The 13,882-nt window shown below is 43.0% G+C and carries 14 protein-coding genes and 1 other RNA gene; 3 read left to right on the top strand and 12 right to left on the bottom strand.

Going from position 1 to position 13,882, the window contains the following annotated elements:
• Positions 1-4: 4 nt before the first annotated feature.
• The 4 genes from mutL to CYCME_RS04435 all read right to left on the bottom strand — a co-directional run bounded on the left by mutL (position 5) and on the right by CYCME_RS04435 (position 4,459).
• Entirely contained in the window at positions 5-1,789 is a 1,785-nt protein-coding gene (gene mutL, locus CYCME_RS04450) for a DNA mismatch repair endonuclease MutL (protein ID WP_020932242.1), read from the bottom strand.
• A gap of 65 nt (positions 1,790-1,854) precedes the next feature.
• A complete protein-coding gene (locus CYCME_RS04445; RefSeq protein WP_223253224.1) occupies positions 1,855-3,198 on the bottom strand; it encodes an N-acetylmuramoyl-L-alanine amidase in 1,344 nt (447 codons plus the stop codon).
• A 12-nt stretch (positions 3,199-3,210) separates the two neighbouring features.
• Complete coding sequence (gene tsaE / locus CYCME_RS04440; protein ID WP_020932240.1) at positions 3,211-3,627, bottom strand: tRNA (adenosine(37)-N6)-threonylcarbamoyltransferase complex ATPase subunit type 1 TsaE; 417 nt, start codon at positions 3,625-3,627, stop codon at positions 3,211-3,213.
• The gene (locus CYCME_RS04435) at positions 3,617-4,459 is read right to left on the bottom strand and encodes an NAD(P)H-hydrate dehydratase (protein ID WP_020932239.1); all 843 of its coding nucleotides are present in this window, start codon (positions 4,457-4,459) and stop codon (positions 3,617-3,619) included. Before CYCME_RS04435 ends, tsaE begins: the two co-directional genes overlap by 11 nt.
• A 60-nt stretch (positions 4,460-4,519) precedes the next feature.
• Between CYCME_RS04435 and queG the strand changes: the two genes are divergently transcribed.
• A complete protein-coding gene (gene queG / locus CYCME_RS04430) occupies positions 4,520-5,602 on the top strand; it encodes a tRNA epoxyqueuosine(34) reductase QueG (protein WP_020932238.1) in 1,083 nt (360 codons plus the stop codon).
• A 10-nt stretch (positions 5,603-5,612) separates the two neighbouring features.
• On the opposite strand, the gene orn is transcribed toward queG, so the two are convergent.
• The gene (gene orn, locus CYCME_RS04425) at positions 5,613-6,161 is read right to left on the bottom strand and encodes an oligoribonuclease (RefSeq protein ID WP_016390003.1); all 549 of its coding nucleotides are present in this window, start codon (positions 6,159-6,161) and stop codon (positions 5,613-5,615) included.
• A gap of 56 nt (positions 6,162-6,217) precedes the next feature.
• Between orn and CYCME_RS04420 the strand changes: the two genes are divergently transcribed.
• Entirely contained in the window at positions 6,218-7,471 is a 1,254-nt protein-coding gene (locus tag CYCME_RS04420; protein ID WP_020932237.1) for a M48 family metallopeptidase, read from the top strand.
• 130 nt (positions 7,472-7,601) lie between these two features.
• On the top strand, positions 7,602-8,531 hold the full coding sequence (gene rsgA / locus CYCME_RS04415) for a ribosome small subunit-dependent GTPase A (RefSeq protein WP_015006367.1): 930 nt from the start codon (positions 7,602-7,604) through the stop codon (positions 8,529-8,531).
• On the opposite strand, the gene CYCME_RS04410 is transcribed toward rsgA, so the two are convergent.
• From CYCME_RS04410 to CYCME_RS04385, 7 genes are all read right to left on the bottom strand, one after another.
• The gene (locus CYCME_RS04410) at positions 8,528-8,872 is read right to left on the bottom strand and encodes a histidine triad nucleotide-binding protein (protein WP_015006368.1); all 345 of its coding nucleotides are present in this window, start codon (positions 8,870-8,872) and stop codon (positions 8,528-8,530) included. The genes rsgA and CYCME_RS04410 overlap by 4 nt on opposite strands.
• A gap of 11 nt (positions 8,873-8,883) precedes the next feature.
• On the bottom strand, positions 8,884-9,480 hold the full coding sequence (recR, locus tag CYCME_RS04405) for a recombination mediator RecR (RefSeq protein WP_015006369.1): 597 nt from the start codon (positions 9,478-9,480) through the stop codon (positions 8,884-8,886).
• Positions 9,481-9,807, bottom strand: a complete 327-nt coding sequence (locus CYCME_RS04400) for a YbaB/EbfC family nucleoid-associated protein (RefSeq protein WP_015006370.1) — start codon at positions 9,805-9,807, stop codon at positions 9,481-9,483.
• Between the two features lie 24 nt (positions 9,808-9,831).
• A complete protein-coding gene (gene dnaX / locus CYCME_RS04395) occupies positions 9,832-11,571 on the bottom strand; it encodes a DNA polymerase III subunit gamma/tau (RefSeq protein WP_020932236.1) in 1,740 nt (579 codons plus the stop codon).
• Positions 11,572-11,664: 93 nt separating this feature from the next.
• Positions 11,665-11,761: signal recognition particle sRNA small type (gene ffs / locus CYCME_RS12900), an RNA gene on the bottom strand.
• Positions 11,762-12,017: 256 nt separating this feature from the next.
• The gene (locus tag CYCME_RS04390) at positions 12,018-12,557 is read right to left on the bottom strand and encodes a response regulator transcription factor (RefSeq protein WP_020932235.1); all 540 of its coding nucleotides are present in this window, start codon (positions 12,555-12,557) and stop codon (positions 12,018-12,020) included.
• 9 nt (positions 12,558-12,566) lie between these two features.
• Positions 12,567-13,847: a GerAB/ArcD/ProY family transporter gene (locus CYCME_RS04385; protein ID WP_020932234.1), complete on the bottom strand. Its 1,281-nt coding sequence runs from the start codon at positions 13,845-13,847 to the stop codon at positions 12,567-12,569.
• Between the last annotated feature and the right edge of the window lie 35 nt (positions 13,848-13,882).

Here is a 13,882-nt window from a genome sequence, read left to right as displayed (position 1 = left end):
ACGTTTATTGACCTCTTAAAAACAATGAGTCTAATTGTTGAACATTAAGTAGCACCCATGTTGGTCGCCCATGATTGCATTGACCGCTATTCTCGGTCTGCTCAATGTCTCTCAACAAGGCATTCATTTCCATTTCTGTTAGGCGTCGATTGGCTCTAATGGAACCATGGCAGGCCATATTACCCAAAACGGTATAACACCCCTCTTGAATACTTTTTGTTTCCCCTGTTTGTGCCAAATCTTGAATTAGTTTCCTAACCAACACCTCAGCATCATCTTGTGCCAGCAAAACAGGTATAGCTCGAACCAAAAGCGTATTTGGGCCTGACAAACTTAAGTCTAACGCTAAGCCTTCAAGCATGTCTTGGTATTGCTCAAAAGCCACCACCTCTTCATCCGATAAATGTATCTTCTGTGGAATCAACAACGGTTGCGATGGTATCTCACCCGCGTCATATTGTTTTTTCATCTTTTCGTACACAATCCGCTCATGGGCCGCATGCGTATCTACCAATACCAAGCCTTGTTCCGACTCTGCAAGAATATAAGTATTGTGCAAGTGTGCAATGGCATACCCTAGCGGAGGCGCACCCTCTGCTTGCTGAACACGATTATCAACTGCTGGAGCCGCCATTGACATTTTTGGAGCGGTGTATGATGTTCCTTTAGCGTAATGAACAGGCGATTCAGAAACTGACATTGGCATTTGACGCTGCTGCATATCGCTGTAACTGGGCACAGTATTTGGCGTAGTCGGCGTTAGTGTTTTAACCGCATGATGGTCTGAGGGCCGAACATCCGTCAATAATTGTTTTATTCGCCGATAAACAAAGTCATGAACCGCTTTACTTTCGCGAAAACGCACTTCTAATTTAGCTGGGTGCGCATTGACATCAACTAACCTAGGATCAATACTCAAATACAAGACATAAACCGGGTGACGCCCATGAAATAAAACATCCTGATAGGCTAAGCGAACCGCGTGATTAATCAATTTGTCTCTGATCAAACGGCCATTGACATAAAAAAACTGCATATCTGCCTGCGACCTTGAATAAGTTGGTAAACCAACCCAACCTTGCAGACCTAAGTCTCCATTGACGACATCCACTTCTAGCGATTCATGGACAAAACCATCACCACACAATAAGCCCACTCGTTCGCTCTTTTCAGTATTAGATAAGGCCGGTTTTAAATCCATAATTTGACGCTGATTATGCCTAAGGCTAAACCCTGTATCAAAGCGACTTAACGCCATTCGCTTAAGCACTGTTTCAATATGGCCAAATTCTGTCTTTTCTGTTTTAAGGAATTTTCGGCGTGCAGGCGTATTGTAAAAAAGATCACGCAGTTCTACGCATGTGCCAATAGGGTGTGCGGTGGGCACAGGGTCTAGCTCCTTTTCTGTACCGTCTGCCTTAACAGACCAGCCTGCATTATCACTTTCTTGTCGTGAGGTTAACGTTAATCGTGACACCGAACTCATACTCGGTAAGGCTTCGCCGCGAAAACCAAAGCTAAGCACTGACTCTAAATCATGCAAGGAACCAATTTTACTGGTTGCGTGACGCGATAAAGCGAGCTCTAGATCCACTTTAGCAATACCTAAGCCATTATCGGTAACACGTATTAACCGCGACCCACCTTCTTCAATTTCTATCAAGATTTGAGTAGCACCGGCATCCAGTGAGTTTTCTACTAATTCTTTCACTGCAGAGGCGGGGCGTTCGATAACCTCACCTGCCGCAATTTGGTTAATCAGCTGTGGAGGTAGTTGCTTAATGAGCATAAGGCATTCGATACGTTTGTTGTTTTGCGTCTATATGAAGGTAGACACATTGTATCGAAAAAAAACTAACTGGGTATTTGAATAACTTGGCCAACTTTAATTTTACTGCTGCGCATGTCATTGGCTTTTTTCAAGGAACTAAGAGAAACCCGATGGCGTTGCGCAATGCCCGACAAAGTATCACCTCTTTGAATTTTATAAGTTGCCGCAGCCATACGAATCGTTGGTTCTGACGGTAAGCGTTGATGAGCAAAATATGTCTTAACGCCTTTCATAATGGCATTCGCCATTTTCATTTGATGCCTTGGGCTTCGTAGCTTAGCTTCTTCATCTTTATTTGAGATGAAGGCCGTTTCAACTAAAATCGACGGTATATCTGGCGACTTCAATACCATAAAGCCCGCTCGCTGGACTTGTTTTTTATGTACATGGCCAACGCCTTTTAAGTTTTTCAGCACCTCACTTGCCACTTTTGCACTGGCATCTTCAGTATGGTTTTGCGATAAATCCAGCAGTACAGAGGCCAACATGCCGTCTTTATCATCCAAGCTAACACCACCCACTAAATCGGCTGCGTTTTCACTTTTAGCTAACCACCTCGCCGCTTCACTACTAGCACCACGGGTAGACAACACATACACGGACGAACCTCTCGCACGTTGGTCTTTAAACGCATCGGCATGAATAGATACAAACAAATCGGCTTTAGCCTTACGAGCCTTTTCCATTCGCTCACGCAAACCGATGTAATAATCCCCTGAACGAACTAAATAAGCTTGCATATTGGGCTGTTGGTTCACCAGCGTCGCTAATTTTTTAGCAATCGCTAACACCACTTCTTTTTCACGCGTTCCTCTATGGCCTTGTGCGCCCGGGTCTTCTCCACCATGACCCGCGTCAATAGCAACAACCCACTTGTTATGCTGAGCAGAACTCACTGACTTTTTGAAGACTGCATGCTGCTTAGCCTCTGCATTTTGTTTAGGGTATAAATCAACCACTAAACGATGGCCATAATTATCATTCGGTTTTAAAACAAAACTTTTTGCCTTAACCGCTGTTTTCAAATCAATGACAACACGCAAATCATTTTTATTACGAGACGCTTGGCGTATTTGGTTTACGACTTTGTGATTGGTCGTAAATGCTGGCACTACCGCGTCAAACTTTGCGTTATTTAAATCAACCACCAACCGAGGGGGGTTATCGAGTGAAAACACTTTATGCACAACTGGTGACGACAAACCAAACACTAAACGCGTATGATCCGGTGCAGTCCAATAACGCAGTGAGTCCACTTTTTTACTTGCAGCGGCGATTGCCGTAGTACTTATTGATAAGGCAAAGACAACCAACATCCGCATTGACACATGCTCTATCAGTTTAAAATTATTCGAGAATAGTTTCATAACCAACTGTTTTTATGAGTCTTTATAGTTAGATATTAACAGTTCTCTCTCAGTTCCGTAAATATTTATTTTAATCAGTAAATCTGGTTCTGTTAATAAGTCTCCGCCATTAACTGGCCATTCAACAAAACAAATTGATTCGTTATTAAAATAATCACGTATCCCCATGTACTCGAGCTCTTCAGCATCCTTTACTCGATACCAATCAAAATGAAAGACTGGTTGATCGTTGATGATGTAGGGTTCAACTAAATTATACGTCGGGCTTTTAACGGCTCCTTGGTGCCCCAGGCCTTGTAAAATACCTCGAACTAAGGTTGTTTTTCCTGCACCTAAATCACCCTCTAAAAAAACAATCATTCCCGCTTTCAACTTCAATGCCAGCTGCTTTCCCGCTGCTAACATGCCCTGCTCATCTTTAATAATCATTCACTAACTCACGAATTGGTTGCATCAAATCACTTGCCAACAGGCCTCTTTGACCCTTCTGAGCCGCACGATCGGCTGCCATCGCATGAACCATCACAGCCATTTTTGCGGCGTCTAAAATCGTTAAGCCTTGAGCCATTAAACCTGAAATAACCCCTGTTAAGACATCACCCATACCGCCTGACGCCATGCCTGGGTTACCAGCTTTACACATATAAATATCATCACCGCCGCCATAAACTAAACTACCAGAACCTTTTAAAACAACCACCCCTCCATATTCATTCTGGAGCTCTTTAACAGCTGCTTGCCGATCTAGTTGAATATCCGCAGCTGAACAGCGCAGTAGGCGCGCAGCCTCACCGACATGCGGCGTTAATACCCAATTTTTATTCTTCCGAGGTGACCTAGACAATAAATTCAGCCCATCCGCATCAACCACTGCTGCTAGCCCCGTTTCTAGGGCCGCTTCATAGAGACTGCTTGACCACCGTGTTTGACCAAGCCCTGGACCGATACCAATAACATCACAGGCCGTCGCTATTCGCCTTAATTCTCTTTGATCAGCGACCCCATGGCACATTAATTCAGGTCGTGACAAAGTAAGGCTTGCCGCATGTTCTTTTTTTGTCGCAATACTAACTAAACCACTGCCAACTCTTAGCGCTGCTTCTCCAGCCAACCGTATCGCACCACAAAACCCACGATGACCACCCACTAGCAAAACATGGCCAAAATCACCTTTATGTGATTCCTGTTCACGAGGCGGCAATAAGGTCATCAGCTCAGCATGTGCCAATACCGATATTTTATTTTGTACTTTTTCGGGCATATGAGGACATTCGAAATTGAGATATAAATTCAATGATCATTTTAAGGTATCCTACCGCAGATGAACGAAAACAACATCGACTTACAACAATTAGCCAAGGAAATAAAATCACTTGGCCAGTCCCTTGGCTTTCAACAGGTCGGCATTACTGACACCGAATTATCTGACGCTGAAAAACAGCTAAATCATTGGCTTGAGGCGGGCTTCCATGGCGACATGGATTATATGCACAAACACGGTACAAAACGTACACGTCCCAGTAAGTTACATGAAGGCACGATACGTGTTATTTCATGCCGCATGGATTATTTACCAGAGCACATGGAGCGCACTAAAGACTTAATGAAAGACCCCGTTCGCGCCTATATTTCACGTTATTCGTTAGGACGAGACTATCACAAACTCATCAGAAAAAGACTTCAAAAACTGGCAACCCTCATTGAACAAAAAATAGGCCCTTTTGGCTACCGTGTGTTTGTTGATAGCGCACCAGTTATGGAAAAAGCAATTGCTGAAAAAGCCGGCTTAGGTTGGATTGGAAAACACAGCAATGTATTAAATAAAGAGGCCGGCTCTTGGTTTTTTTTAGGCGAACTCTACATCGACCTGCCACTGCCCATTGATACAGCCGCCGAAAAACATTGTGGCCGTTGTACCGACTGCATTGATATTTGCCCAACACAGGCTATCGTCGCCCCTTACACCGTTGACGCTAGACGCTGCATATCATACCTGACTATCGAACTGAAAGGCTCGATCCCAGAAGAATTTCGCGCTCCAATGGGTAATCGAATATATGGTTGTGATGACTGCCAACAAGTTTGCCCATGGAATCGATTCGCCAGTTTGACGAACGAAGAAGACTTCCTAGCGCGCCAACATTTAGATACCACGTCTCTCATTGACATCTTTCGCTGGGATGAACACACTTTTTTTAAAAACACCGAGGGCTCTGCTATTCGTAGAATTGGTTATGTCAGCTGGATTAGGAATATTGCCGTTGCCCTAGGTAACGCGCCCCACGATAAGGAAATCATTAAAACCTTGAGCGAAAAACAACATGACGACAACCCAATTATTCAAGAACATGTGCAGTGGGCCATCACACAACAAAAACAGAAAAAGCCTTTAAGTAATTGCTAAGCAAAGTCACTTAGCCAATTTTTATAAAATGCTCTCTGTAGTACTTTAATTCTTCTATTGACTCGATAACATCGTCTAAAGCCTGGTGCGTCGCTTTTTTCTTAAAGCCCTTCATTATTTCTGGTGCCCAACGGCCTGCCAATTCTTTTAACGTGCTCACGTCCAAATTTCTGTAATGAAAAAATGCCTCTAGCGTTGGCATATAGTTCGCCATAAAACGCCGGTCTTGGCAAATACTGTTTCCACACATAGGTGAAGCACCTTGTGGGACCCATTTCTCCAAAAAATCAATGGTTTGCTGTTCAGCATCGCGTTCTGATAATGAACTTTTTAAAACGCGCTCAATCAAGCCAGACTGGCCATGGTGCTGCTGATTCCAATCATCCATTGCATCCATCGTTTGTTTTGTTTGACGTACTGCTAACACCGGCCCTTGTGCAAGCACATTCAGTTCCTTATCGGTGACAATCGTTGCTATTTCAATGATAGAATCGCTGGCAGGTTCTAAACCCGTCATTTCAAGGTCTATCCATATTAAATTCTGTTTATCTTGAGACATTTTATTACCTTATATAAATTACAAATATTAATAACACCCAGCATGCTAGTAAAATTATGAATGAGTTTAGCTATATTTTTTTATTTTTCTTAGTCGCCTCAACACTACTAACACTGTGGTTGAATAAACGCCAAATAATGCACATCATGCACCACCGGAATGGCGTACCCAATGATTTCAGTGACAAAATTGATTTAACCGCCCACCAAAAAGCGGCTGATTACACCATTGCTAAAACAAAAATAGACAACTTACAAACCCTGCTAAGTGCTGGCATTTTAATCATTCTAACCTTAGGCGGCTTGATTAATGTCATTCTTGAAACAAGCCAGACTTACCTCTATAGCGATATTTGGGCTGGGGTGAGCTTAGTTCTTTTTGTTTTTGTTCTCTCCCATCTTATTGGTCTACCTTTGAGCGTCTATCAAACCTTCAAGGTCGAACAGTACTTTGGTTTCAATCGTACAACGGTAACGCAGTTTATCAAAGATCAGTTTTTACAACTGAGCTTAATGTTTGTGATCGGCATTCCGCTGCTGTACGCGCTGTTATGGGTTATGGATAAAATGGGTACATATTGGTGGCTGTATGCTTGGATACTAACCATCAGTTTTACATTTTTTATGACTTGGTTAGTTCCTACAGTTATCGCCCCCTTGTTTAATAAGTTCACCCCGCTTGAAGAAGGCGAATTAAAATCAAAAATCACACAACTTTTTGAACGGTGCGGTTTTAATAGCAAAGGCATTTACATCATGGACGGGTCAAAACGTTCAGGGCACGGTAACGCTTACTTTACAGGCATTGGAAACAATAAGCGTATCGTTTTTTTTGATACCTTAATTGACGCCCTAAGCCCCGATGAAATAGAGGCCGTACTTGCTCATGAGCTCGGTCATTTTAAATGCAAACATATTCTCAAGCAGATGCTCACATCAACGCTCATTACCCTGATAGGGTTTGCTATCTTGGGCGTGTTAAAACAACAAAATTGGTTCTTTGAAGGTTTGGGTGTCTTGCAAAATAACAACGCTGTCGCGCTACTACTTTTCATCTTAGTGATGCCGGTTTTCACTACTTTTTTACAACCACTTAGCAGTCATCTTCAGCGTAAGTTTGAGTTTGAAGCAGATGCCTTTGCAAGCACAATGGCTAACCCAGAGCACCTAATTCAGGCCCTTGTGAAGCTCTATCGAGAAAATGCCAGCACACTAACGCCAGATCCACTTTATTCAAGCTTCCACCATAGCCACCCGCCTGCTGGCGTGAGAATTAATCACTTAAAAGAGTTAGCCCATAAAGCTTATTAACGCTGCCTATGAACGTAAACGCCCGCTGCACGCTGTTTTTGCCTGTTAAGCCTTACTTTGTAAAAATGCTAACAAGCATTCAACGAATTGTTTCGCAAACAGCTTATCATTCACCTAAAACCCGTATTCTGTGAAGACTAACAAACGCGCGCAACACACTAAAAAGGAGCAACAAAAGCTTCTTAAAGGTCGCATTATTGCTCACTTAGGAAAGGCGTTAATTGTAGAGGACGAGCAAGGTCGAACGGCTCGCTGTAAAAAACGCACACAGCTACAACAACCTGCTGTTGGCGACTATGTAGAATGGATAAAAACTGAGGATGATGCGGGGCGCGTTGAAAATGTATTAGAACGTCGTTCGCTACTGTCTAGACCTGCAAAAAATGGCCAAACACGGCCTGTCGCTGCTAATCTTGACCAAATTGTTATTATTATTGCCGTTAAACCTACAATAGATCCGCTGCTACTCGATCAATACTTGATTGTTTGTGAGTTCCAAGAAATAAAACCACTTATTGTATTGAATAAAGTTGACCTGCTTGATGAGGGCTCAAGGAAAAGCACTGATGAGCTGATCCTACTTTATCGAAACCTTAGCTATGAAGTTATCGAGGTTAGCGCTGTAGAAAAAAGCGGGCTAGACAAACTAAGAAAACGGCTGAAAAATGAAACCAGTATCTTAGTTGGACAGTCTGGCGTGGGCAAATCAACCATCACCAATTCATTACTACCTGACCTAGACCTTCAAACAAAAGCTCTTTCCACGGCATCAGGCTTGGGCAAACACACAACCACCTCATCCACTTTGTACAAACTACCTGAGGGTGGTGACATTATTGATAGCCCGGGTGTTAATATTTTTGGTTTAGCGCACATTACCGAACAAAATTTGGCTTATGGCTATCGAGAAATCAAGCACTTAGCAGAGCATTGTAAGTACTCAAACTGTCTGCACCTAAAAGAGCCCAAATGTGCCGTTAAAGATGCCGTTGAAACAGGTGATGTTTCAAAAAAACGCTATTTACGATATTTGAAATTACGCGATAAACTTGCTTACTAGCCTGGAGGCCACTGCATTGCTCTTCCACCTAGCACATGCAGGTGAATATGGTAGACCTCTTGGCCAGCATCTTGTTTACAGTTAAACACGGTTCGATAACCTGACTCCGACAACCCCTCCATCTCAGCCACTTTTTTAGCCGCCTGCATAATTTCACCCATTAACAAGGTGTCTTCCTCGCCCATATCTGCCAATGTCGGGATATGCTTTTTAGGAATAACCAATATATGCGTTGGTGCTCGCGGATTGATATCTCTAAACGCTAAAACAGACTCGGTTTCATACACAACGTCTGGTGTTATTTCACCGTTCACCATCTTGCAGAATAAACAATCCGTCATTTATTGCTCCTTTAAACTTCACTACGTCCACTAAACGCGTGAGACAACGTACCACTATCAATATATTCCAACTCGCCGCCAAAAGGCACACCGTGCGCTATACGCGTAGCCCTAACGGAGTATTTTTTTGCCATCTCACTAATATAATGCGCTGTTGCTTCACCTTCAACCGTTGGATTAGTCGCCAAAATAATTTCTTTAATGACGCCCATTTTCAGTCTATCAACCAATTTATCCAAACCGATGTCCGCTGGCCCTAAGCCATCGAGCGGAGACAAGCGGCCGTTCAACACAAAATATACCCCTTTAAAAGAGGTTGCACCGTCTATCGCCATCACATCAGCAGGTGTTTCCACAATACATAATAACTGTTGATCACGGCGATCATCTGAACATAATCCGCAAATATCAGCAGACGACAACGTTTGACAAACCGAACAGTGTCCAATTTTATCCACCGCTTCTGCAAGGCTTTGCGCCAATTTAAAGGCGCCCTGACGGTCACGTTCTAGTAGATGAAACGCCATTCGTTGGGCCGACTTTTGACCGACACCCGGTAAACAGCGCAAGGCCTGAATAAGGTCTTGAAGAATGGGTTCAGATTGCATTTAAAAAGGTAATTTGAAGCCAGGAGGTAGTGGAATGCCTGCGGTCATCCCCGCCATGCTCTCTTTATTTTCACTTTCAACTTTACGCACCGCATCATTAATTGCTGAGACAATTAGATCTTCGAGCATTTCTTGGTCATTATCTGCGATCAAACTTGGGTCTATCGATAACCTTTTGGCTTCGTGTTTTCCTGTCAGTACGACCTTAACAAGACCTGCTCCGGACTCGCCCGTCACTTCAAGTTCTGCCAGCTTTTGTTGCGCCTCTTGCATCTTTTCTTGCATTTTTTGCGCTTGTTGCATTAAGTCGCCTAATTGGTTCTTCATTTCTTTCTCCGTACTATACCGTGGTTAATCTATTGGCTTAATTGAGCCCTCTATAATAGTAGCGTCAAACAACTCAATTATTTTCTTTACTGCGGGGTTGTTTCTTACTTCTTGCTCTGCCTGACGTTGCCTTTCAGCCACTTTATCATTAGCAATACTATTCGGTGTCACAATGTCTTTAGCCCCTTCGGTGAGCTGAAGCTGTAACTTGCGCCCATAATAATCAGACAGTGCCTGTTCTAAGTTTAGCTCTGATTTTTTATTTAGAGAAACATGCCCGTCCATTAACATCAACTCACAGACGTGCTCGTCCAGTTTCACCAATGTTGCATTATTCGCTAACTGAAGTGTCATGGGATCCAAGCCTAATGTTGGCACCAACTCATGCCAAGGCAGATCTACATTGGCAGCTGGTTTTACTGTTTCAACAGGTTGTATAAGAGCCGTGGGGGCTGCTTTTTTAGCGACAGAAACCGGTTCTACCGGACGCTTTGTTACTGGCGCTATATTTTCAGGTGTTTTTTTTTCAGGAATAATCAGTTTAGGGGCTTTTTTAGCTTTGCCCGTCTCTTTGCTGTCCTCTACTGTGACCTTTTTTGGCACCGCTGCTACTTCAGTTAATTTTTGAGCCGCCACTGGTGGCTTTGGCTTAAGGCTAGCTTGTGCGATGGGTTTATCACCCCCATTAGCAATATCAACCGGTGCAAATGCTAGCATCCTCAATAACACCATTTCAAACCCAACTTTTGGCGTAGGTGCCAACGGCAAGTCTTTTTGGCCCATCAGTGCTATTTGATAATACAGCTGCACATCTTCTTTGCTTAACTGCTGAGCCAACATGGCCAACGCCTTATCTTCTGCGTCAGTTCCAACTATTTGACAGACTGCTATTTGATGCAGGTGAATCAATAACGACTGCAACACTTCTGCATAGTCTGGGGCAAATTCATCCAGTGTTTGAATGCTAGCTAGCACTTCTGATCCTTGCTGAGTTAATAATGCCTTTAGTAAATCTAGTACCGGTTCGCGTGCAACGCTACCCAGCATATCAATTACATCAGCTTCATTCAGCTCACCGTTGCCGTGAACAATCGCCTGATCTAATAAACTAAGACCATCACGCATACTTCCGTCAGCTGCACGTGCCAATAACTCAGTTGCTTGTTGTTGATATGCAATGCCTTCGCTTTCAAGAATTAGCTTAAATTGACCTTCAATTTGATCTGGCGATAAGCGCTTCAGGTTAAACTGCAAGCAACGAGATAAAACGGTCACTGGCATTTTTTGTGGATCTGTCGTTGCTAAAAGAAACTTAACATGAGCAGGCGGCTCTTCTAATGTTTTAAGCAGCGCGTTAAAACTACTTTTGGAAAACATATGCACTTCATCGATCAGGTAAACTTTATATTTACCGCGACTCGGCATATATTGAACGTTTTCTAACAGGTCTCGCGTGTCATCGACACCGGTTCTAGACGCCGCATCAACTTCAATTAAATCGGGGTAACAACCTTGATCGACTTCTAGGCAAGTTTCACACTCGCCACAAGGCTCTGCATTAGTAAGATTAGGGCAATTTAATGCTTTAGCTAATACGCGGGCAATTGTTGTTTTCCCTACTCCGCGTGTTCCTGTGAAGAGATAGGCATGATGCAAGCGGTCATTTTCTAAGCCATTGACCAAGGCACGCACGATATGCTCTTGCCCAACCACTTGAGCAAAATTTAACGGGCGCCATTTTCTTGCAAAGACTTTATAACTCATAAGTTTTTATAGGGTAACAAAGGCAATGGGATTGTGCGAATTTTTAGCCCTTTAAGCTAAAACTAAAGAAGCCTCTAAAAAATGGGTGGTAACCCATGCCAGCCGCACCCCGGCACATGACTCCATCGCTACCGTTGCTCCCTTCCGGGCCTGGCGGAGTTCACGACTTCACATTGCGAGGGGACCAACATGAGTCACCATTGTTCGTTGCTTTCAATCAGGGTGGGGATTGTCCATCATTGTGTGCGATCAATCAAGAAGGGAGAATAAAGTTTATTCATTATTTTTAAACCAGGAAGCCTCGTTATGCTAAATATGCTTAGTAAGAACTTCCTTTAAATGCTAATTTACCGGAGAGTAGAAGTATACCTTGGCCCAATTCTGCATTATTGCGCATGAAGAACTCACCAAACTCCCTCTTATTACAAAATTTAAGCTACAGCACGCTAATGCCTAACTGGCCGCTTTGCTAATTTACGCTGCAAGGTTCGCCGATGCATATTAAGTCGCCTTGCTGCTTCCGAAATATTCCCATCACAGTCCAATAAAATTTTCTGCATATGCTCCCACTCAACGCGTTTAACAGAAAGCGGTTTATCAGATGGTGCGCCATCAGAGTCTGCCTTTTCTTGCGCAAAGGCCGCTAGAATCTCATCCGCATTTGCCGGTTTAGTAATATACTGAATAGCACCCAATTTAACCGCTTCTACTGCTGTCGCAATACTTGCATAGCCCGTTAACATCACTATGCTTATGGCCGCGTCTTTATCTTTCAAGCGTCGAATCAGTTGCAAACCAGAACCGTGCTCTAACCGCAAATCCACTACTGCCATATGTGGTTTAAACACCTCTGCCTTATGAATAGCTTGCTCTTTTGTCTGTGCCGATGCCACCTCAAAACCACGACGCGTAAAGGCATCACATAATACTGAACAGTAAACTTCGTCATCATCAATAATCAGCATTCGTTTATGAGTGTCTTCCATGCTCTTTGCCTATGCTATTACGGGAATACAAATACTCACACAAACACCCTTTGGCTGGTGATTTTCCCATTTAATACTCCCTCCTAATCGTTCTAGAGTTGCCTGCGTAATATAAACACCAAGACCTAACCCTTTGTCTTTAGGACTCATCATATGTTTGCCTAATTTAAGTAATTGCGCTTCATCTATTCCGCAGCCTCTATCTTCAATACGAATATGTATATTGCTATCAGTCCAGCTCAATACAAGTTTCACATACTCTGGGGAGACTCTTGCTGCATTGTCTAACACATTGATTAATGCACGCGTTAATGCAAGATCGGTTATCAACTTTGGGGCGTGCCCAACTCCTTTAACCTTTTCAATTAAAGGTACATTTATATTAGATATTCGCCATTGGGCAACAACATTAGCCAAGTATTCATCAATCGCTAATAATTGCCCTGAGTCATATTTTTCAGACGTTGCTCTTTCAGTAATCGTCGACAGAACCTTTTTACAACGTTTGATTTGTCCTTGAAGAATCGATAACTTAGAGCTCGCAGCCTTATCTCCCGCTGCCTGAAAATCAAGCTCAAGCTCATGTGCCAACACGTCCATTGTCCCTAATGGCGTTCCAAGCTCATGAGCAGCGCCTGTCGCCAAAGTCCCCAGCGCAATTAAACGCTCATCTCGAAACATGCGTTCCTTCATAGTCGATAACAGCTCGTTTCTCTTACGTAATGATTGTGCCATCCCTGCTACAAAATAAGCCAGTAAGAATATAGACAATAAAAAGCCTATCCACATACCAATCACATGGTCTTTAAAATGCCCACCTGCTTCCACTTCCACGGGGTTATTAATGTGAACAAGTGGCTGATAATAAAACACAATTAAGCTATACGATAGTGATGTCAATAATGCCATTAGCCAAACATAACGTTGTGATAACAATGTTGCCGCAATACTGTGGGGGACTAATAAAAACCAAGCAAAGGGGTTTGTCGCACCGCCTGTGAAATACAAAATACCGGTTAGCGCAACCACATCACTAATCAATTGGTAGAAAAATGCCTCATCTGTAATTCTTGATGAATCCTTTAATAAAAAAAGAGTCGATACACTCCAAACAACTTGACCTACTAATATCGCCGCTAACGGTTTAACTGGCAATGCCATTTCTAAATAGTAAATCGTTGTTAAAATAGCAATCAATTGCCCGCTTATATTCAGTGCTCGTAACGATAATAAACGCTTTAGGTTCTCACCAGGTGCTGAGGTTGTTGTATTAGCCGACAAAGTAATCATTAAAATATTTAAAAAAATAAGCGCTTCTTACTTTA

It is taken from the genome of Cycloclasticus zancles 78-ME, from assembly GCF_000442595.1.
Taxonomy (GTDB): domain Bacteria; phylum Pseudomonadota; class Gammaproteobacteria; order Methylococcales; family Cycloclasticaceae; genus Cycloclasticus; species Cycloclasticus pugetii.
The sequence above is the reverse complement of the archived record's forward strand: the minus strand, read 5'-3'. Positions and strand labels throughout refer to the sequence as shown.